The organism is Lysinibacillus sp. NPDC086135, assembly GCF_044746345.1.
In the GTDB taxonomy this organism is placed as follows: Bacteria; Bacillota; Bacilli; order Bacillales_A; family Planococcaceae; genus Lysinibacillus.
The window spans coordinates 69,330-91,259 of record NZ_JBIVCA010000003.1; the positions used below are offsets into that span (position 1 = coordinate 69,330).

Genomic DNA, 21,930 nt, shown 5'->3' on the forward strand with positions numbered 1-21,930 from the left:
CGCACTGAAAATACTTGTTTTCTTTAAATTAGAGATTGACATCCCCAGAAGATATATTCTATGAAGTGGTTGATTGGAGTGGAGACTGGGCGACTCCTTGGGGATCAGCGATATTGAGGAACGAAGGCTAAAAGCATCACGTCCTGTGATAACGCCTTCGTGACCAACATCCTGTTGGCCCGAGACCCTGCAGCGAGCAACGCGAGTGAAGCGGCTCATCGGACGCCCCCAGGAAGCTCTGCTCTGCGCGAAAGCGAAGCGTCAGCGGCAAAGCGCCCAGTAGGAACGGAAATCAACCACTCGCCTTGCAGAAAAGCCATATACTATATTTAATATGCCAGCATAATTTCATTCATATTCCATTGATATTTTCAGTGACTTAAAAATTAATTATGTTCAAATGTGTAAGGAAAGGATGTATTTTGTCAAAACATTTTAATAAAATGATGCGATTGTTTGACAATATTTGTGGGAGTAACATGCTAACTTTGTATGTAGGAGGCGGCTGTTATGTATGGAGAATGGCTGGTGCTCATTAATACACTTTTTAATCTAGCGATACTCAAGTTTACGGCAAAAGTAACAGGGGTTTTTGTAAAGAACACAAGATTATTAATGAGTTCTATTTGTAGTAGTTTTGTAGCTGTAATAGGTGGGCAAATGCTGTTAACGACGCTACTGAGCTTTATCTTACTGATTGGACTAGCTTTTCGCTTCAAGATTCGAAGCTTTCAAAAGCAAGGACCAATCGTTTTAACAGCAACAATTATTATTGGTGGATTATTAACAGCATTACAACCGTATTTAAAGAATCTTTCTGTTGTCCATTTTATAATGATTTGCCTACTACTAGCTGTTGGTAATCTTGTAGCTTTTTATAAGCAATGGGGATTTGTAAAGCTTGAGCGGTTAAGTGGTCAGTTTGTGTTTGCTACGACGTTAAAAATTTTTGATGTAAAGATACCGCTTTCTGCATTTGTGGATACGGGAAATCAAGCGATTGAGCCACTATCAGGAAAACCTGTACACTTTGTCTCTTATGCAGCATTACGTCCACACTTACCTGCAGCATTTTGCAAATCATTATTAGAATGGCAAGAAACTGATCCGTATAATGTATCCATGTTTTCAGAAGATTATCAGCGTTATATTCGATTTATTCATGTCAATACAGTACAACAGCAATCGGTTGTATTAGGTTTTCGCTTTGAAGAGTGGCATATAAAGGGGGAGCACTCACAAGTGAAAACGAATGAATATATCGTTTTAACAAAAAAGGCTAAAAATTTTCCACATAGCACAGCAGCAATTTTGCATTTTTCAGCGCTTTCAAATAACTCATAGAGGGGGAGAACTATTGCTTCTTAGGCTACTTGCTAGCTTGAAAAAATTTTGGAGTAAGTTTCGGAGTCGTGAAACGTACTATATAGGGGGAAATGATTCATTGCCAGTGCCATTAAGTCGAGAAGAAGAAGTTACAGTCATTGCATCCTTTATGAATGGTGATTTACGAGCTAGAGATACACTAATTGAACGTAATTTACGTCTTGTTGTTTATATTGCTAGACGTTTTGATAATACGGGAACGCCGATTGAGGATTTAATAAGTATTGGCTCAATCGGTTTAATAAAGGCGATTGAAACGTTCAATACAGATAAAAATATTAAGCTTGCCACATACGCATCTCGTTGTATTGAAAATGAGATTTTGATGCATTTACGTAAAACAAGTCGCATGAAGGGTGAAGTTTCACTAGATGAACCATTAAACTCCGATGCTGATGGAAACGAGTTGTTATTGTCTGATATTTTAGGAACTGAAGAGCATATTATTTTAGACAATGTAGAGAAGAAAATTGAGCGTCAACATATGTTTCATGCCATTAATTTACTAGGTGCGCGTGAAAGATATATTATGGAATGCCGATTTGGCCTCAATGGAAAAATTGAAATGACTCAAAAAGAAGTTGCTGATCATTTAGGTATTTCGCAATCCTATATTTCCCGATTAGAGAAGAAAATTATTCAAGATTTACGTGAAAATCTGAATCAGCCAATATCTTAGAGAGGGAAATTTAACCTACCTAAAATTGGTCTTAGCTTTTGTGCATATTCTCGTTTCTCTCGGACAAACTGATGTAACGGTTTAGTCAGAGAATAACATCCGGAGGAATCGAATATGCGAACTAAAGTAGATCTTTGCGGCTTAGATACATCGACTTTGCCAATTTTAAAGCACGAGGAAATGAAAGAACTATTCATTCGTTTACAAGCTGGAGAAAATGAGATTAGGGAAGAGCTTGTAATGTGCAATTTAAGGTTAGTGCTCAGTATAGTCGGTAGATTTGCCTACAGGGGTGAACAGGCAGATGATTTATTTCAGGTAGGCTGTATTGGCCTCATGAAAGCTATTGATCATTTTGATTTGAAACATAATGTACGTTTTTCAACATATGCTGTTCCAATGATCATTGGTGAAATTCGTCGCCATCTGCGTGATCATCATGCATTGCGCGTTTCTCGTTCTTTAAGAGATATTGCATATAAAGCAATGCAGGCAAAAGAACAATGGATAACCGATAATTTACGAGAGCCAACAATTGAAGAAATTGCTGAAATGATTGACATGAAAAAGGAAGATGTTTTATTTGCTTTAGATGCCATTCAAGACCCAGTTTCCTTACAGGAACCCATTTATTCAGACGGTGGAGACGCTGTTTATATGATGGACCAATTACGTGATGATGATGTATCGGAAGATCAATGGGTTGCCTACGTGTCAGTAAAGGAAAGTTTGCAAAAGTTAGATGATCGTCAACAAATGATTGTTGCAAAGCGTTTTTATTACGGTGAGACACAAACTGAAATTGCAAAAGAATTGGGGATTTCTCAAGCGCAAATTTCACGTCTAGAAAAAAATGCAATTGAAACAATGCAGAAAGATTATAAGTAAAAAAACAATGCGCACCCGAATTCTCGGTGCGCATTTTAATTTATATCAATGGTATAAATTAAGTAGGGCTCCTCGGCAAAATGAGGGATGGATTTCCGTTCCGACTGGGTGCTTTCCTGGGGGCGTCCGATGAGCCGCTTCACTCGCGTTGCTCGCTCCAGGGTCTCGGGCCAACAGGATGTTGGTCACGAAGGCGTTATCACAGGACGTGATGCTTTTAGCCTTCGTTCCTCTATATCGCTGATCCCCAAGGTCGCCCAGTCTCCACTCCAATCAACCAATTCATATAGCATGTATCCTTATCCAATCGCTATAATTTAAGTGATAAAACGTTACTTTAGCAAAAGGGTTTTGTCTAATGTTTTCCGTGCGAAGACGAAGTGTTAACTTAAGGTATGTTGTTATAGCGTCCACTATTGAATTTCTACGCTATCGCTGATTGGAGTGGAAGGCTACTCGACTCCCGTGGGAAAGCGAGACAGTCGAGACCCTGGACGGAGCGAATGTTTTCTGTGCGAAAGCGTAGCGGCAGCAACGAAGCGGAGGAAGCGGCTCGACGCTCGCCCACAGGAAGCTCTGCGCGAAAGCGAAGCGTCAGCGACAAAGCGAGTAGCCTGGAACGGAAATCACCTCTTCTTTTTGCCAAAGAGAGATTCGTTAATCATTTCATTTTCATTTAAACAACAATAAACACATAAATATATATAGAAAACATAGTTTATTGAGATAAAACGATGTTGTGAGTAATTGATTTAGGGAGGGATAAAATGCGTTTCTCGATGTTACAGCAAAAAGAAGTTATTGAAGCAGGCAATGGACGCTTTTTAGGATTTGTGGTAGATGCAGAAGTTTCCAAAGAAACAGGCTATGTAACGGCTTTTATGATTGCAGAACCCCGTAAATATCTAGGCTTTTTTCGCGGAGAAGAATCTGTTAGGAAAGTGTATATGAAAGATGTACTTGTAGTGGGGAAAGATGTAATTTTAGTAAAAGCACTATCCTAAAGAGAAAAATATTTATACAAATTAAGCAATTTTAAAGCATAGGCAGGGTATAAGTACTTTCACATAGTCCAGGCTATTCATTGATAATTCAAGCATTGCTTGTTACAATAAAAGAAACTATTGTTGTAAAGTTGGGAAAAACAGTGACAAAAATCTTAGTAAATTTGAAGAAAATTAATGATCTTATACAAACAGCAAAAAAACGTGCAAATCGTGAAACGGAAAAAGTCCAAGTTATTGCAGTGACAAAAGAAGTTTCTGTAGAAAGAACACAAGAAGCAATTGATGCAGGGCTTATACATTTAGGTGAGAACCGTCCTGAAGGCTTAAATCGTAAAATTGAAACGATTCAAGCTGATGTACATTGGCATTATATCGGGTCTTTACAAACCCGTAAGGTCAGACAAGTTATTGACAGTATTGATTTTTTACATTCATTAGATCGTTTGAGTTTAGCACAGGAAATTGAAAAAAGAGCAGACAAACCTGTCAAATGTTTTGTACAAGTTAATGTATCTGGCGAGGAAGCAAAACATGGTTTATCGATTGAAGAAGTCCTGCCTTTTATTGAATCATTAAAGGATTTTACAAAAATTCAAATTGTTGGTTTAATGACAATGGCACCAAACACAGATGAGGATACAATTATTCGCTCTGTTTTTAAGCAATTAAAACAATGTCAACAGCAAATAGCCGAGCAAGGATTCGCGCACGCTCCTTGTACCGAGTTATCAATGGGCATGTCTAATGACTTTGAAATTGCGGTAGAAGAAGGGGCTACATTTGTTCGAGTTGGAACGGCTCTTGTTGGATATGAAAGAAGGGAACAGGATGAGCATGAAAAATAAAATTAAAAATTTCTTTTATCTTGAGGAAGAACTAGAAGAAGAAATCACGCAAGCTCCTATTCAACAGCAACAACCCGTACAACAACAGCAACAGATTCAATCTGCGAAGCCTAAAAAAGTTATGAAGGAGCGTAAAGCACAAGTTCAGGAAATTTTTCCACAAAGTACAACACCTACAAACAACATAGTAAGTTTGCAGGCAGCAATGAATTCTAAAGGTGCAAAAGTTATCTTAGTTGAACCTAGAGTTTATGCCGAAGCACAGGATATTGCTGAACACTTGAAAAATAAGCGTGCAACGATCGTCAATTTACAACGTATTGAGCGAGAGCAAGGTGTACGAATTATTGATTTTTTAAGTGGCACAGTTTATGCACTTAGCGGTGATATCCAAAGAATCGGTAAAGACATTTTCCTATGCACACCTGATAATGTAGAAGTGTCTGGCGAAATTTCAAATTTTATTTTAGACGATAATTAATAGCGAGGATTGTAGTTTATATGGATTTATGGATAATTCTAAGTTATATATCATTAGCATTTAACGTGTATTCTTATATGTTAGTTGGATATGTTTTAATGTCATGGGTGCCTGCTGTACAAGATTCAGCAATTGGCCGTTTCCTTAAAATAGTATGTGAGCCTTATTTGGGTATTTTTAGGAAATTTATCCCTCCGATTGGGATGATTGACATATCACCGATTGTGGCGATTTTTTTACTTAATTTTATTAAAAATGGGCTTTTTATTGTTATTCAAAAAATATACTTTATGTTTTAATAAAAGAAATCCTCACGAACGGTGGGGATTTTTTATTTATGGGGAATACTAAATTTAAACAATATTTAGTGGTGATCCCTAGAACTCCTCAGCAGGTGCAGCAAGACCCTGTGCGAATCGGCTCGTCGGATGCCCAAGAACGGAAATTAACCCCGTTTTGCCTTAAAATACCAATGAAATTGTACAAATAAAAGAGTCATAATAGAGGTGAAGTTATATGGAGCATTTAATACAGCATTTTAGGAAAGATGAACAGCCTTTCATTGAACAAGTTGTGGGCTGGCAGCATGAGGTAGAGGATCGATATGCTCCAAAGCTTACTGATTTTCTAGATCCTCGACAGCGCTTTATTGTAGCATCGATAATTGGGCAGTATGATACATTAAAAACAGCTAGTTCTGGGCTCTTTGATGAAGCAGAAAGACAACGCATGCTGATTTATCCTACTTATTATGAGCCTATGGAGGAAGATTTTCAGCTTACAGTATTTACGATTCAATATCCTGTGAAATTTGTCCAATTAAGCCATCCAGATGTCCTTGGAGCTTTGTTATCTTTAGGATTGGATCGTGGCAAATTCGGTGATATTCGTGTCAGTGACCATCATGTACAATTTGTAGTAGCGATTGAGGTGGCTGAATATGTACGCTTACATTTAACAGGCATTGGCAAGGTAAAGGTACATGTAGAATCGATTAAAGAGACGGAGCCATTGCTTCAAAACGAGGATGAGTGGCTAGAAGAATCTCATACTGTTTCTTCTATGCGTTTAGATGTGATTATTTCAACGATTTTAAAAATTTCTCGCCAGAAGGCACAAGCATTAATTACAGGTAAAAAGGTACGTGTCAATTGGACTGAACGAGATTCAGTTGCTTTTGAATTACAAGAAGGAGATATTTTATCTGTACGTGGAAGCGGTCGAATAAAAATGATGATGACTGAAGGTCGTACAAAAAAAGATAAAATTCGTTTACAAATCGGTCGATTGACCCAAAAAAGCTAAAAATCAAGTGAATTCCATTAATTTTTACTGCTAAGTTGTTGGAACAATTGTATAATAGAAAGTACGAATGTACATGTAAAGGAGAGAAGGATCGTATGCCATTATCACCTATTGATATACATAATAAGGAGTTTACTAAATCTTTCAGAGGTTATGCTGAAGATGAAGTAAATGAATTTTTAGATCAAATTATCAAAGACTATGAAATTTTGTTACGTGAAAAAAAGGAAGTAGACAGACAACTAGAAATTTCCTTAGAACAAGCGAGACATTTTAACTCATTAGAGGAAACGTTACAAAAATCAATTGTTGTTGCACAAGAAGCAGCTGATGAAGTACGAAGAAATTCTCAAAAAGAGGCTAAACTCATTGTGAAGGAAGCAGAAAAAAATGCTGATCGTATTATCAATGAGGCTTTAACAAAGGCTCGAAAGGTGACAATTGAAATTGATGAGCTGAAAAAGCAATCAAAGGTATTCCGTAATCGTTTTAAAATGCTTGTAGAAGCACAGCTGGATTTATTAAATGCTGACGATTGGGACCATTTGCTACAATATGATATTGACCTTACTGAAATTCAAGTATCTGTTGAAGAAGCACAGGAAGCTGATCAAGTTTAATCCTATAGTAGGTAGCAATAAGTGAAACTTGACGTGATTGTATGATTTTCATATACTAATGTAATAGTAATTATTTTGAACACATATGCAAAATAGGCAGAGACGAAGACAGTATTTGTTAGGCGTAGTTAAGCGATTTGGGGATAGTGTGAGCCCGAACAGCAAATAACAATGAACATCACTTCTGAGCTAAAATAACTGAATGCAGTAAGTTATTTCGTGATGCACAACGTTAATGTGCTTTAAGAGTGGTAGTACGATTTTGTGCTACAATTAGGGTGGTACCGCGAGTATAAGCTTCTCGTCCCTTTGAGGGATTGAGGGGCTTTTTTTATGTTCAAATGGCGGAAGGCTTCCATTTTTAGTCGTGTGGCTCTATACTTTCGTTATTGAAAAGTATTGATTTTGCTAATAACTAAAACTTAGGGATAGCATTTCTCAAAACGTATGCCGTGAATATAAATTATCATGCACACCCCCTAGAAAGCGCCAAGTCGGAGTGGAATCAACCCTGCGTTATGGTGATGAGTCTAATAATTGTCGTATGTGAATGAGTGCCTAATTGCATATGTTCTTTGTTTGTAAACATAAAGGAGGAATTGAAAAATGGTTGAGTACAAAGATACTTTATTAATGCCAAAAACAGATTTCCCAATGCGTGGAAATTTACCTGCAAATGAACCGAAGATGCAAGAAAAATGGGATGAAATGGACATTAATAAATTACAGATGGAGCGAACTAAAGGTTACCCTGAGTATGTATTACATGATGGACCTCCATATGCAAATGGTGATATCCATATCGGCCATGCATTAAACAAAGTGCTGAAAGATATGATTACACGTCATCGTTCTATGACTGGCTACCATGTAAACTATATTCCAGGCTGGGATACTCATGGTTTACCAATTGAGCAAGCACTTACGAACAAAGGTGTAAAGCGCAAAGAAATGTCTGTTGCTGAATTCCGTAAATTATGTGGAGAGTATGCTTACGAGCAAATCGACAACCAACGTACACAATTCCGCCGTTTAGGTGTTCGTGGTGATTGGGAAAATCCATATATTACATTAAAGCCTGAATTTGAAGCACGTCAAATTGAAGTTTTCGGTAAGATGGCTGAAAAAGGCTATATTTATAAAGGTTTAAAACCAGTTTACTGGTCTCCATCATCTGAATCTGCACTTGCAGAAGCTGAGATTGAATATAAAGATGTTAAATCGGCTTCTATTTATGTAAGCTTTGCGCTAAAAGATGCTAAAGGTGTTGTCCCAGCAGACGCTAAAATGATCATTTGGACAACAACACCTTGGACGATTCCAGCGAACTTAGGGATTTCTGTAAACCCTGAATTTATCTATGTAGTTGTTGCAGTTGCAGATAAAAAATTCATCATTGCAAAAGAATTATTAGAAACAGTTGCTAACGTACTTGAATGGGAAGCGTATGAAGTTGTTCAAGAAGTTAAAGGTGAAGCATTAGACCGAATTGTTGCACAGCATCCATTCTATGACCGTGAATCTCTTGTAATGGTTGGAGAGCACGTAACTGCTGAAGCGGGTACCGGCTGTGTTCATACAGCACCAGGACACGGGGAAGATGACTATCATATTAGTAAACAATACGGTCTACCTATTCTTAGCCCTGTTGATAATAGCGGCTGCTATACAGATGAAGCACCTGGTTTTGAAGGTATATTCTACAATGATGCAAACAAATTGGTTACAGAAAAATTAAAAGAAGTAGGCGCTTTAGAAAAGCTTAACTTCTTTACACACTCATATCCACATGACTGGCGTACGAAAAAACCAGTTATTTATCGTGCAACACCACAATGGTTTGCGTCAGTTGATGCATTCCGTGATGAGTTACTAGACGCTGTAAAATCAACAACATTTACACCTGCTTGGGGTGAAACTCGTCTTTATAATATGATTCGTGACCGTGGAGACTGGGTAATTTCACGTCAACGTGCATGGGGTGTGCCAATTCCAATTTTCTATGCTGAAAATGGCGAACCAATTATTACACCAGAAACAATTGCCCATATCTCTGCATTATTCCGTGAGCATGGGTCAAATATTTGGTTCCAAAAAACAGCGAAAGAATTATTACCTGAAGGCTTCACACACGCTGGTAGCCCGAATGGTGAATTTACAAAAGAAAACGATATTATGGACGTTTGGTTTGACTCAGGTTCTTCTCACCAAGGTGTGCTAGTAGAACGTGGTATGAAGTATCCAGCTGATTTATATTTAGAGGGTTCTGACCAACACCGTGGATGGTTTAACTCATCATTAATTACTTCTGTAGCTACTAATGGCTATGCACCATATAAGGGACTATTAACTCATGGTTTCGTGCTAGATGGTGAAGGTCGTAAGATGAGTAAATCTTTAGGGAATGTAATTATCCCGAAAAAAGTTATGGATCAATATGGAGCAGATATTCTTCGTTTATGGGTTGCTTCTGTAGATTATACAGCCGACGTTCGTATCTCAATGGATATGTTGAAGCAAGTATCTGAGGTTTATCGAAAAATCCGTAACACATTCCGTTTCTTACACGGAAATGTAGCTGATTTCGATGCAACGAAAGATCGAGTAGCATATGAGGATCTTCGTGAAATGGATCAGTACGTTTATATGCGTCTACAGGATGTATTAAAAACTGTACGTGCTGCATTTGATCGCTATGATTTCGCAGCTGTGTATCATGCAGTGAATAACTTTGTTGCAGTAGAACTATCTTCATTCTATTTAGATATTGCAAAAGATGTTGTGTACATCGAAGGCCATGACAACAAAGATCGCCGTGCAATGCAAACAGTTATTTATGATACATTAATGACATTAGTAAAAGTAATGTCACCTATTATTCCTCATACAAGTGACGAGATGTGGTCTTACTTACATGCTCAAGGTGTTGTAGAAGAGGTATCTGTACAATTAACAGACTTCCCAGAGGTAGATGAACATGCAAACTTCGAAAGTCTACGTGCAAAATGGGTGAAAATTATTGATGTTCGTGACGATATTTTAAAAGCATTAGAGGAAGCTCGTAATGCAAAAACAATTGGTAAATCACTTGAAGCAAAAGTGACAGTTTATGCGAAAGAAGATGTGGCAGCATTATTAAATGATGCAAGCATTGATTTTGCACAGCTTTCAATCGTTTCTGCTTTTGAAGTAGCGTCAATTGAAGCTGCACCTGCAGATGCATTAGCTCTAGAGCATGCATCGATTGTTGTAGAAAAAGCAACAGGTGAAAAATGTGAGCGTTGCTGGTCTATTTCTGAATCAGTCGGTTCAAATGAAGCACAACCAACTGTGTGTGCGCGTTGTGCAGAAGTTGTAGAAAAGTATTACGTTTAAAATAAACAATAGTAATGCAAACTAAAAATAAGAATCTACATTCTATGTAATGAATAACGCAAGTCTCCTTAGTAATGGGGGCTTGCGTTTTTTTGGAGGCCGAGAGCGAAGGATGAAAATCAAAGCGACGGAAAGAACAGAAGAAGCGACGGATGAAAATCAGAGTGACGGAAAGAAGAGCCGAAACGACGGAAAGAAGAGTCGAAGTGGCGGAAGGAAAGGTCAAAGCGACGGATGAAAACCAGAGCTGAAACGACGGATAGAGCAGCCAAAGTCGTGGATAGAATGGTCAACATCGTGGATAGAGTAGCCAAAGCGATGGAAATAAGAGCCTGAATGACGGATGAAATCCAGAGCGACGGAAAGAAGAGTCGAAACGACGGATAGAGCAGCCAAAGTCGTGGATAGAGTAGCCAAAATCGTGGATAGAATGGCCAAAGTCGTGGATAGAGTAGCCAAAGCTACGGATAGAAAGACGAAAGTGACGGAAAGAAGAGCTGAAACGACGGAAAAAGCCAGAGCGACGGAAAGAAGAGCCGAAGCGACGGAAGGAAAGGTCAAAGCGACGGATGAAAACCAGAGCGACGGAAAGAAGAGTCGAAGTGACGGAAAGAAGAGCCGAAGCGACGGAAAGAAAGGTCAAAGCGACGGATGAAAACCAGAGCGACGGAAAGAAGAGTCGAAGTGACGGAAAGAAGAGCCAAAGCGACGGAAGGAAAGGTCAAAGCGACGGATGAAAGCCAGAGCGACGGAAAGAAGAGCCGAAGCGACGGAAAGAAGAGTCGAAGCGACGAAAAGCCAAAGCGACGGATAGAAAGACGAAAACGACGGAAAGAAGAGTCAAAGCGACGGACAGCACACAAAATATCCGCAGGAAAGCGCCCAGTAGGAACGAAAATCCCTCCACACAATGGTATTGATCCATATTTTCATGCTATATTAGTTATTCTGAGATGGGCTGTTATGGTAGAATAGGTTAGATGTTGAGCGAACGGAGGAGTGTCTGTGTATAAATATTATGGATTGGCCGTATTCGTAGTTATTTTAGATCAGTGGACAAAATGGCTAATTGTGAAAAATATGGAGTTTGGCGAACGAATTTCAGTATGGGATCCGTGGTTTGGGATATTGTCTCATCGAAATAGAGGAGCGGCATGGGGAATGTTAGAAGGACAAATGTGGTTATTTAGCATTGTCACGATAGGCGTTATTTGTGCGATCCTGTACTTTTATCATAAAGAGGCTAAAGGTAAACCTATTTTTCAAGTAGGCTTAATGTTTTTATTAGGTGGAGCTGTAGGTAATTTTATTGACCGTATCTTTAGAGGTGAAGTGGTCGATTTTGTAAATGTCTTAATTCCAGTAATTAATTATGATTTCCCAATCTTCAATATTGCAGATGCTGCTTTAACAATGGCGGTAGTGATATTAATGATTGGCTTAATCGTTGAAGATAAAAAAGGAAAGAAACAGGTGAAAGAATGACGCAAGTATCATATACAATGGAAGAACAACAACAGGGAGAGCGCATTGATAAGGCGCTTTCGGGTGTGCAATCAGAATGGTCGCGTACACAAATCGGGAATTGGATTACTGAGGGTATTGTCAAAGTAAATGGAGAGACTGTTAAGGCGAAGTATAAGGTGAAAATAGGGGATATTATAGAGATTGATGTACCCGAAGCAGAGCCATTAGATGTTATTGCTGAAAACTTAGACCTTGATATTGTTTATGAAGATGCAGATGTCCTTGTTGTGAATAAACCAAAGGGCATGGTTGTCCATCCAGCACCTGGACATTTGACGGGTACGCTTGTAAACGGCTTAATGTATCATTGCAAGGATTTATCGGGCATTAATGGTATTATGCGACCAGGAATTGTTCACCGTATCGATAAAGATACATCAGGATTATTAATGGTTGCTAAAAATGATGCAGCTCATGAATCGTTAGTGAATCAGTTAGTCAATAAAACAGTGACACGTAAATATACTGCGCTAGTTCACGGGCACATTGCACATGACAAAGGCACTATTGATGCACCGATTGGTCGCGATCAAAAAGATCGTCAAAAACAAGCAGTTGTCGATAAAGGGAAGCATGCAGTAACTCACTTCCAAGTTATCGAACGCTTTGGTGAATACACGCTTGTAGAATGTCGCTTAGAAACGGGACGAACTCATCAGATTCGTGTGCATATGAAATATATTGGATTCCCACTTGTTGGTGACCCAAAATATGGACCGAAAAAGACAATCGACTTTGGTGGACAAGTATTACACGCGGGTGTATTAGGCTTTGATCATCCTACATCAGGTGAATATTTGCAGTTTGAAGCACCAATTCCTGCTGATTATGAACAATTATTAAATGATTTAAGAAATAGGCATTGACGTATAGTAAAAGAAGGTCTATACTAACAAAAGTGAATGAACAACTTAACTAAATATTCACCTTTAATGACAGTCCAGAGAGGCTGAGAAGGTACATGTGAATGTGTTGTAAAAAATTTGTGCTGCAAATTTTTCAACATACTATTTAAACACGTATATAACCCTCTCAGGCCATTCGCCTTGAGAGGTTTTTTTATGGACACATGGCCAACAATAGATAAAAGAGAGGAGGAAACTTACATGGCACAAAATGAGTTATTAGATGGCCCATCTATGGCAAGAGCGTTAACACGCATTGCACACGAAATTATTGAACGCAATAAAGGAATCGATGAATGTATTTTAGTTGGTATTAAAACACGAGGTGCCTTTCTTGCAAGACGTCTTGCAGAACGAATTGAAAAAATTGAAGGCAAACCGATCCGTACAGGGGAGCTAGACATTACCCTTTATCGAGATGATTTAACGACAAAGCATGATAATGAACAGGCACATGTTGAACAAGTAGATATTGATGATGTGGTCGTTAATCAAAAAATTATTTTAGTCGATGATGTACTTTACACAGGACGTACAGTACGCGCAGCGCTTGATGCAGTAATGGATTTAGGGCGACCTTCACAAATTCAACTTGCAGTACTGATCGATAGAGGTCATAGAGAACTACCAATAAGAGCTGATTATGTTGGCAAAAATGTACCAACATCTGGCGCTGAGCGAATTGTCGTAAATTTACAAGAGGTAGACGGAGAAGATTGCGTCATCATTTTTAAAGAAGACTAACTATAAAGTGAGGAAACCTTATGTCAAATGCAGTATTAGATATTAAAGATAAACCGACCCCAGTCCAACTAGTGACATTAAGTTTCCAGCACATGTTTGCCATGTTTGGGTCAACGATCTTAGTTCCTCAGTTGGTTGGTCTTAGTCCAGCGATTGCCCTTTTAACAAGTGGAATTGCTACACTGTTCTTCTTATTAATTACGAAATTTCAAGTGCCAGCATATTTAGGTTCATCCTTTGCTTTTATCGCCCCAATTTTACTTGCCGCAGGTGGTTTAAATAAAGATGGTTCAAGTGTAAATCCAGGTCATGCGATGATTGGTGCAATGGCAGTCGGGATTACATATGGAATCGTATCCCTAATCATCTGGAAAAGCGGCTACAAATGGATTATGAAAATTTTACCGCCGATTGTAGTAGGACCTGTCATTATGGTAATTGGTCTTGGGTTATCAGGGACAGCGGTAAATATGGCGATGAATGTAGATGGTAAATATAGCTTTTTACACTTCTCAGCAGCGTTAGTGACATTATTTACAGCTATTATTTTCACGATTTTCTTTAGAGGCATTTTAAGCACAATGCCAATCTTAATTGGCTTAATCGTGGGATATATTTACTCAATGATGATCGGAATTGTAGATTATTCACCAATTGCCAAAGCAGATTTCTTTGCAAAGCCTGATTTTTTAATCCCAGGTGTTCACTATAACTTTGAAATCACAACTAAGCTACTACTAACAATGGTGCCAATCGTTATCGTAACTATCTCAGAGCATATTGGTCACCAATTAGTATTAGGGAAAGTTGTTAACCGAGATTATATTAAAGAGCCAGGCTTACACCGTTCACTTTTAGGTGATGGAATTGGAACATTTATAAGTTCATTAATCGGTGGTCCACCGAAAACAACTTACGGTGAAAATATCGGTGTTCTTGCTATCACACGTGTTTACAGTGTGTATGTCATTGCAGGTGCGGCAGTCGTAGCAATTTTACTATCATTCTTCGGGAAAGCAATGGCAGTGATTGCAACGATTCCAACAGCTGTACTTGGTGGGGTTTCCATCTTGCTTTTCGGTATCATTGCAGCAAGTGGATTACGAATGTTAGTTGATAATCATATCGACTTTGGAAATAGTCGTAACTTGGTCATCGCCTCTGTTATTTTAGTCATTGGTATCGGTGGTGCGAAGTTCGTTATTTCGGAATCACTAAGTATCGAAGGTATGGCATTAGCAGCGATTATCGGGGTTGTTTTAAATGCTATCCTACCAGGTAAAAAAGAAGCGGAAATACCAGTACCGTACAATCAAAATAAAAATTCATAGAAGTACCTTTTAATGAATTGTCCAGAGAGGCAAAAAAAGGGAAGTTGTAGATAAGCTAGTAGTAGGAGTGTATCCTGCTGTAGTTTGTCACGCCTCCTTATGCCTCGTTGATGACATCAACGAGGCTTTTATTATCTTCATTCATCCTACCTCTGAAGGTGAGATGAATGAAGATAAAGCCTTCGGCGGATGTCACGGATTTTGAAAGGAATGAATAAAGGATGTTAGCCTAAAACCTTCGCATCCTGCGAAAACGGCTAACTGACCTGCATCGTGCAGGCTTGAGCACAAATCAAGATCCGGACGCAATTACGCCAAGGCGAAATTGATTTTATAAAACGTTAGTTATACATAACGTTCATGAAACACAACCCAATGGAGGTACATGATGAAAAACTTATTATCGATGGAACATTTAACAATTGAAGAAATTAACCACATTCTAGATCGCGCGCAAGCTTTTGAGAATGGTGAAACTTCATCATTATCTCGCCCATACAACGTCGCAAATTTATTTTTTGAACCAAGTACACGCACGAAAACAAGCTTTGAAATGGCAGAGCGCAAAGTTGGTTGTATCGTTATCCCATTTGATGGAAGCTTTTCGAGCGTCTCTAAAGGGGAGACATTGTACGATACGGTAAAGACGCTAGAAATGATTGGCATGGATGCAGTAGTCATTCGCGCAAAGGAAGATGCGTATTACAATGAACTACTTGAAGATATCAATGTGTCGATCATTAATGGAGGTGACGGCACTGGTCAGCATCCGTCTCAATCATTATTAGATCTTTATACGATCAAAAAAGAGTTTGGTTCTTTTGAAGGGTTGAATGTTACAATTGCTGGAGATATATGCCATAGCCGTGTAGCGAAATCGAATGCATTAGCGTTACAGCGCTTAGGGGCAAATGTTCATTTCCTTTGTCCAGAAGAGTGGCAAGGCAGTTTCGAAGCACATCATTCTTGGGATGATTTAATCGAAATAAGCGATGTGATTATGTTACTTCGTGTACAGCATGAACGCCATAAGGTAAATAAAAGCTTCTCAAAAGAGAGCTATCATGAAGAGTACGGTTTAACAATTGAACGTGAGAAACAAATGAAAGAAAAGGCAATTATTATGCATCCAGCACCGGTCAATCGTGATGTAGAAATTGCGTCAGAGCTAGTAGAATGCGAGCGTTCTAGAATTTTCGAGCAGGTTCGTAACGGTGTCTATACACGGATGGCTATTGTTGAAACAATATTAAAGGGGAGAGAGTAACATGACAAAGGTTCTTCAAAATGTACAAATGCTAAATGAACAAGGCGAGTTACAAACAGTAAATATCGCTATGGCGGATGGCAAAATTACGGCAATAGGTCAAAACGTCAATGTAGTAGGCGCAGAAATGATCGAAGGAAATGGTTTAGTTGTTGCACCAGGCTTTGTTGATGTACATACACATTTACGTGAGCCAGGCTTTGAACATAAAGAAACAATTGCTACAGGGTCAGCATCAGCAGCAAAAGGTGGCTTTACAACAATTTGTGCGATGCCAAATACAAAACCAGTGCCAGATTCAGTAGAAAATATGCAGTTGATTAACGGTCTTATTAAAGAAAGTGCAGTTATTCGAGTACTTCCATATGGCTCATTAACAAAAGATATCTCAGGTGAGGTTCGTACAAGTATTGAAGAATTAAAAGCACATGGGGCTGTCGCATTTTCAGACGATGGTGTTGGTATCCAGCTTGCATCCACAATGTATGAGCAAATGAAGGATGCCGCACAGCACGATATGGTAGTTGTAGCACACTGCGAAGATAACTCATTAATTTACGACGGGGTGATGCATGAAGGGAAGCGTAATCAAGAGCTTGGTTTACCAGGAATTCCATCGATTTGTGAATCTGTTCAAATTGCACGAGATGTTCTACTGGCAGAAGCAGCTGGAGCACGCTACCACGTATGTCACGTATCTACGAAGGAATCTGTACGTGCAGTACGTGACGCGAAGGCAGCGGGTATTCGTGTCACTGCAGAAGTTTGCCCACATCATTTATTACTTGAAGAAATGGATATCCCATCAGATGATGCGAACTGGAAAATGAATCCTCCATTACGTGGAGCAGATGATAAAGACTCACTTCACTCAGCTATGCTAGACGGCACAATCGATTGTATCGCTACAGACCATGCTCCACATACAGTAGAAGAAAAATGCTGTGGTATGGTTGGTGCACCATTTGGCATTGTAGGCTTTGAAACAGCATTCCCACTGCTTTACACGCAGTTTGTAGAAACAGGGAAATGGACTTTAAAACAGTTGATTGACTGGATGTCTGTCAAGGCAGCTCAAATTTTTGATCTACCATATGGCACATTAGAAGTTGGAGCTTCAGCAGATATGATTTTAATAGATTTAAATAAAGAGCAAACAATTGATGCAGAGGGCTTTGTATCAAAAGGACGCAATACACCATTCAATGGTTGGGTTGCAAAAGGGTGGCCGGTCCTAACAATTTTTGAAGGCAATATCGTATACCAGGAGGCAGAGTAATGAAAAAACGTTTACTTATTTTAGAAGATGGCACAGTATTTACAGGCACAGCGTTCGGTAGTGAGCGAGCTTCGCAAGGTGAGGTTGTATTCACAACAGGAATGACAGGTTATCAGGAAACAATTTCAGATCCTTCATTCTACGGACAAATCGTAACGTTAACTTACCCTTTAATCGGGAATTACGGTATTAACCGTGATGACTTTGAATCGATCACACCAGCTATTCGTGGATTTGTAGTTCGTGAATTAGCAAAAACACCTTCAAACTTCCGTTGTGATTTAACGGTAGATGAGTATTTAACTGCAAAGGATATTCCGGGGATTGAAGGAATTGATACTCGAAAATTAACACGCATTATTCGCAGTAAAGGGTCAGTAAAGGCTATTTTAACAGCGGCTGATGAAGAAGTGAATGTGGATGAAGTCGTAGCAAAATTACAGGCAACACCAACGATTACACATCATGTTCGTGAAGTATCACCGAAAGCAGCCTACCCATCACCAGGTCGTGGCAAACGAGTAGTATTAATTGATTACGGTATGAAGCACGGTATTCTTCGTGAGTTAAACAAACGTGATTGCGATGTGCTTGTAGTCCCTTACAATACACCGGCAGAAGAAATTTTAGCATGGCATCCAGATGGCATTATGCTGTCAAACGGTCCAGGTAACCCTCAAGACGTAGTAGAAGGCATTGAAACTGTACGCAATTTAATCGGAAAAGTGCCAATGTTCGGTATTTGCTTAGGTCACCAAATCTTCTCGCTAGCATGTGGTGCACAAAGCTTTAAATTACCATTCGGTCACCGAGGTGGTAACCATCCGGTAAAAGATTTACGCACTGGTCGTACAGATTTAACATCTCAAAACCATGGTTATGCGATTGACATCGATTCATTAAAAGATACAGATTTAGAAATAACGCATATCGCATTAAATGATAGTACTTGTGAAGGTGTACGTCACAAGAAATATCCAATCTTCACGGTGCAATATCACCCAGAAGCATCACCGGGTCCAGAGGATTCAAATCACCTATTTGATGAATTTATCGAAATGATGGAAGTAGAAGCAGGGAAGGGGAAACAACATGCCTAAACGTACAGATATTGAAACTATTTTAGTAATCGGATCAGGTCCAATCGTGATCGGACAAGCAGCAGAATTTGACTACGCAGGAACACAAGCTTGTCTTTCTTTAAAAGAAGAAGGCTATCGCGTTATCTTAATAAACTCAAACCCTGCAACAATAATGACAGATACAGAAATTGCCGACAAAGTATATATTGAGCCAATTACACTGGAGTTTGTTTCACGTATTTTACGTAAAGAGCGTCCAGATGCTATCCTACCAACACTTGGTGGTCAAACTGGTTTAAATATGGCGATTGAATTAGATAAATCAGGAATTCTAGATGAGCTAGATATTGAAATTCTTGGTACAAAATTAGAAGCGATCCATAAAGCAGAAGACCGCGATCTATTCCGTAATTTAATGTATGAGCTAGGTGCTCCAGTACCTGAATCAGATATTATTCATAACTTAGACGAGGCGAAAAACTTTGTAGCGAAAATTGGCTACCCAGTAATCGTTCGCCCTGCCTTCACACTTGGTGGAACAGGCGGCGGTATTTGCTACAACGATCAAGATTTAGAGGAGATCGTGACATCAGGTCTAAAATATTCTCCAGTAACACAATGTTTACTAGAAAAATCAATCGCTGGTTATAAAGAAATCGAATATGAGGTAATGCGTGATGCTGCCGACAACGCTATCGTTGTATGTAACATGGAAAACGTTGACCCAGTTGGTATTCATACAGGTGACTCTATCGTAGTGGCACCTACACAAACACTTTCAGATCGAGAAAACCAAATGCTACGTAATATTTCATTAGATATTATCCGAGCACTAAAAATTGAAGGTGGCTGTAACGTACAGTTAGCGCTTGACCCATATAGCTTTAATTACTATGTAATCGAAGTAAACCCTCGTGTATCACGTTCATCAGCGTTAGCATCAAAGGCAACAGGCTATCCAATTGCAAAACTAGCAGCAAAAATCGCAGTTGGTTTAACATTAGATGAAATCAAAAACCCAGTAACAGGTTCTACGTATGCTTGCTTCGAGCCAGCTCTAGACTACATCGTGGCGAAAATTCCACGTTGGCCGTTCGATAAATTCGAATCAGCAAAGCGTAATCTAGGTACACAAATGAAAGCGACTGGTGAAGTAATGGCACTTGGTCGTACATTTGAGGAAGCTATGCTTAAAGCAGTGCGCTCACTTGAAACAGGTCAAATTCACTTAGAGCTGAAACATGCAGAAGAAAACACTGATTCTTGGATCGAAAAACGTATTCGCAAAGCAGGTGACGAGCGTTTATTCTTCATCGGTGAAGCACTGCGTCGCGGTGTAACAATTGAGCAAATCCATGAATGGTCTGCCATTGACTTATTCTTCTTAAATAAATTCAAAAACATCGTAGATATGGAGCAAACACTTGCTGACCATAAAAACGATAAAGATGTGTTACGTACAGCAAAACGTCTAGGCTTTGCAGATAAGAAAGTTGCCGAGCTTTGGGCAACAACACCAGAAGAAGTATATGCATATCGTAAAGAAAATGGCATTATTCCTGTATATAAAATGGTTGATACATGTGCAGCCGAGTTTGAATCTGAAACACCATACTTCTATGGCACATATGAAGATGAGAACGAATCGATTAAATCAGATAAGCCGTCAGTTGTTGTACTTGGTTCTGGTCCAATCCGCATTGGTCAAGGGGTTGAATTCGATTACGCAACAGTACATTCAGTATGGGCAATTCAAGAAGCGGGCTACGAAGCAATTATTATTAACTCGAATCCAGAAACAGTATCTACTGACTTCTCGGTTTCAGATAAATTATATTTTGAGCCATTAACAATCGAAGATGTTATGCATATTATCGACCTTGAGCAACCAATTGGAGTAGTTGTACAATTCGGTGGTCAAACAGCTATTAATCTAGCTGATAAATTAGTTGCCAATGGGGTGAAAATCCTAGGTACAACGCTTGAAGATATCGACCGTGCAGAAAACCGAGATAAATTCGAGCAAGCATTACGTGACTTGGACATTCCACAGCCACAAGGTGAAACAGCTGTATCTACGGAAGAAGCACTTGCTATTAGTGATCGACTAGGCTTCCCAGTACTAGTTCGTCCTTCATACGTACTAGGTGGACGCGCGATGGAAATCGTCTACAACCAAGAGGAATTAAAACACTATATGGAGAACGCAGTAGAAGCATCACCTGATCACCCTGTATTAGTAGATCGCTACTTAACAGGTCAAGAAATTGAAGTAGATGCCATTTGTGACGGTGAAAATGTCTTAATTCCAGGTATTATGGAGCATATCGAACGCGCAGGGGTTCACTCTGGTGACTCTATCTCTGTCTATCCGCCACAAAAATTAACACAAGTGCAAAAAGATACGTTAGTGGATTATACAACTCGACTTGCAAAAGGTCTTGGCATCGTAGGCTTAATGAACATTCAATATGTAATTTCACAGGGCGAAGTATTTGTCATCGAAGTTAACCCGCGTTCATCTCGTACAGTACCGTTCTTAAGTAAAATTACAAACATTCCGATGGCAAATATTGCAACGAAAGCGATTCTTGGTAAATCAATCGTAGAACAAGGCTACCCAACAGGCTTAGCGCCAGAGCAAAAAGGTGTCTTCGTTAAAGTGCCAGTATTCTCATTCGCTAAATTACGTCGTGTTGACATTACACTCGGGCCTGAAATGAAATCAACAGGTGAAGTAATGGGGAAAGATGCAACATTAGAAAAAGCCCTTTACAAAGGCTTAGTTGCAGCAGGTATGGAAATTCGTACAGAAGGAACAGTCTTGTTCACTGTGTCCGATAAAGATAAAGACGAAGCAATTGCACTTGCAAAACGCTTCTCAACAGTAGGCTACCGTATTGTCGCAACTGAAGGTACAGCTCAAGCGTTCGAAGCGGCTGGCGTACGCACAGATATAGTTGGCAAAATCGGTGCAAAAGGTGAAACATTAATCGATTTAATTCAAAACGGTGAGGCACAACTTGTTGTCAACACTTTAACAAAAGGCAAGCAGCCAGCACGTGATGGCTTCAGAATTCGTCGTGAGTCTGTAGAAAATGGCGTACCTTGCTTCACTTCATTAGACACAGCGGAAGCGATGGTTCGAGTTATTGAATCAATGACATTCACAGCAGAACAAATGCCAAAAGCGGAGGTAGTACATTAAT

General features: G+C 39.3%; 19 protein-coding genes and 1 other annotated feature. All 19 genes read left to right on the forward strand.

The window, feature by feature from the left end; genetic code table 11:
• The first annotated feature begins 510 nt into the window (after positions 1-510).
• On the forward strand, positions 511-1,344 hold the full coding sequence (locus ACIPKN_RS05430; protein WP_142507544.1) for a sigma-E processing peptidase SpoIIGA: 834 nt from the start codon (positions 511-513) through the stop codon (positions 1,342-1,344).
• A gap of 13 nt (positions 1,345-1,357) precedes the next feature.
• On the forward strand, positions 1,358-2,065 hold the full coding sequence (sigE, locus tag ACIPKN_RS05435) for an RNA polymerase sporulation sigma factor SigE (protein WP_049668349.1): 708 nt from the start codon (positions 1,358-1,360) through the stop codon (positions 2,063-2,065).
• Between the two features lie 114 nt (positions 2,066-2,179).
• A complete protein-coding gene (gene sigG / locus ACIPKN_RS05440) occupies positions 2,180-2,953 on the forward strand; it encodes an RNA polymerase sporulation sigma factor SigG (RefSeq protein ID WP_142507543.1) in 774 nt (257 codons plus the stop codon).
• Between the two features lie 767 nt (positions 2,954-3,720).
• Complete coding sequence (locus ACIPKN_RS05445) at positions 3,721-3,957, forward strand: PRC-barrel domain-containing protein (protein ID WP_049668351.1); 237 nt, start codon at positions 3,721-3,723, stop codon at positions 3,955-3,957.
• Between the two features lie 143 nt (positions 3,958-4,100).
• Positions 4,101-4,805: a YggS family pyridoxal phosphate-dependent enzyme gene (locus ACIPKN_RS05450; protein ID WP_400934178.1), complete on the forward strand. Its 705-nt coding sequence runs from the start codon at positions 4,101-4,103 to the stop codon at positions 4,803-4,805.
• On the forward strand, positions 4,789-5,286 hold the full coding sequence (locus ACIPKN_RS05455) for a cell division protein SepF (RefSeq protein WP_400934179.1): 498 nt from the start codon (positions 4,789-4,791) through the stop codon (positions 5,284-5,286). Before ACIPKN_RS05450 ends, ACIPKN_RS05455 begins: the two co-directional genes overlap by 17 nt.
• 20 nt (positions 5,287-5,306) lie before the next feature.
• Complete coding sequence (locus ACIPKN_RS05460) at positions 5,307-5,585, forward strand: YggT family protein (protein ID WP_142507540.1); 279 nt, start codon at positions 5,307-5,309, stop codon at positions 5,583-5,585.
• Between the two features lie 217 nt (positions 5,586-5,802).
• The gene (locus tag ACIPKN_RS05465) at positions 5,803-6,591 is read left to right on the forward strand and encodes a YlmH family RNA-binding protein (protein ID WP_400934181.1); all 789 of its coding nucleotides are present in this window, start codon (positions 5,803-5,805) and stop codon (positions 6,589-6,591) included.
• Positions 6,592-6,686: 95 nt separating this feature from the next.
• Positions 6,687-7,211, forward strand: coding sequence for a DivIVA domain-containing protein (locus ACIPKN_RS05470; RefSeq protein WP_100544018.1), 525 nt, complete (start codon positions 6,687-6,689; stop codon positions 7,209-7,211).
• 90 nt (positions 7,212-7,301) lie between these two features.
• Positions 7,302-7,523 (forward strand) — a binding site (T-box leader).
• Positions 7,524-7,817: 294 nt separating this feature from the next.
• Positions 7,818-10,586 carry an isoleucine--tRNA ligase gene (gene ileS / locus ACIPKN_RS05475; RefSeq protein WP_400934183.1) on the forward strand — a complete coding sequence of 923 codons (2,769 nt, stop codon included), beginning with the start codon at positions 7,818-7,820 and terminating at the stop codon, positions 10,584-10,586.
• 343 nt (positions 10,587-10,929) lie between these two features.
• The gene (locus ACIPKN_RS05480) at positions 10,930-11,241 is read left to right on the forward strand and encodes a hypothetical protein (RefSeq protein WP_400934184.1); all 312 of its coding nucleotides are present in this window, start codon (positions 10,930-10,932) and stop codon (positions 11,239-11,241) included.
• Positions 11,242-11,591: 350 nt separating this feature from the next.
• Positions 11,592-12,071, forward strand: a complete 480-nt coding sequence (gene lspA / locus ACIPKN_RS05485; protein ID WP_400934186.1) for a signal peptidase II — start codon at positions 11,592-11,594, stop codon at positions 12,069-12,071.
• The gene (locus tag ACIPKN_RS05490; RefSeq protein ID WP_400934187.1) at positions 12,068-12,979 is read left to right on the forward strand and encodes an RluA family pseudouridine synthase; all 912 of its coding nucleotides are present in this window, start codon (positions 12,068-12,070) and stop codon (positions 12,977-12,979) included. Before lspA ends, ACIPKN_RS05490 begins: the two co-directional genes overlap by 4 nt.
• Positions 12,980-13,219: 240 nt before the next feature.
• Entirely contained in the window at positions 13,220-13,762 is a 543-nt protein-coding gene (gene pyrR, locus ACIPKN_RS05495; RefSeq protein ID WP_142507533.1) for a bifunctional pyr operon transcriptional regulator/uracil phosphoribosyltransferase PyrR, read from the forward strand.
• A gap of 20 nt (positions 13,763-13,782) precedes the next feature.
• The gene (locus ACIPKN_RS05500) at positions 13,783-15,093 is read left to right on the forward strand and encodes a solute carrier family 23 protein (protein ID WP_400934189.1); all 1,311 of its coding nucleotides are present in this window, start codon (positions 13,783-13,785) and stop codon (positions 15,091-15,093) included.
• Between the two features lie 388 nt (positions 15,094-15,481).
• Entirely contained in the window at positions 15,482-16,360 is an 879-nt protein-coding gene (locus ACIPKN_RS05505; protein ID WP_142507632.1) for an aspartate carbamoyltransferase catalytic subunit, read from the forward strand.
• Position 16,361: 1 nt separating this feature from the next.
• Positions 16,362-17,639 carry a dihydroorotase gene (locus ACIPKN_RS05510; protein WP_400934191.1) on the forward strand — a complete coding sequence of 426 codons (1,278 nt, stop codon included), beginning with the start codon at positions 16,362-16,364 and terminating at the stop codon, positions 17,637-17,639.
• Positions 17,639-18,739, forward strand: a complete 1,101-nt coding sequence (locus ACIPKN_RS05515) for a carbamoyl phosphate synthase small subunit (RefSeq protein ID WP_400934193.1) — start codon at positions 17,639-17,641, stop codon at positions 18,737-18,739. The genes ACIPKN_RS05510 and ACIPKN_RS05515 overlap by 1 nt, the downstream gene beginning before the upstream one ends.
• Positions 18,732-21,929 carry a carbamoyl-phosphate synthase large subunit gene (carB, locus tag ACIPKN_RS05520; protein WP_400934195.1) on the forward strand — a complete coding sequence of 1,066 codons (3,198 nt, stop codon included), beginning with the start codon at positions 18,732-18,734 and terminating at the stop codon, positions 21,927-21,929. Before ACIPKN_RS05515 ends, carB begins: the two co-directional genes overlap by 8 nt.
• The last annotated feature ends 1 nt before the right edge of the window (position 21,930 follow it).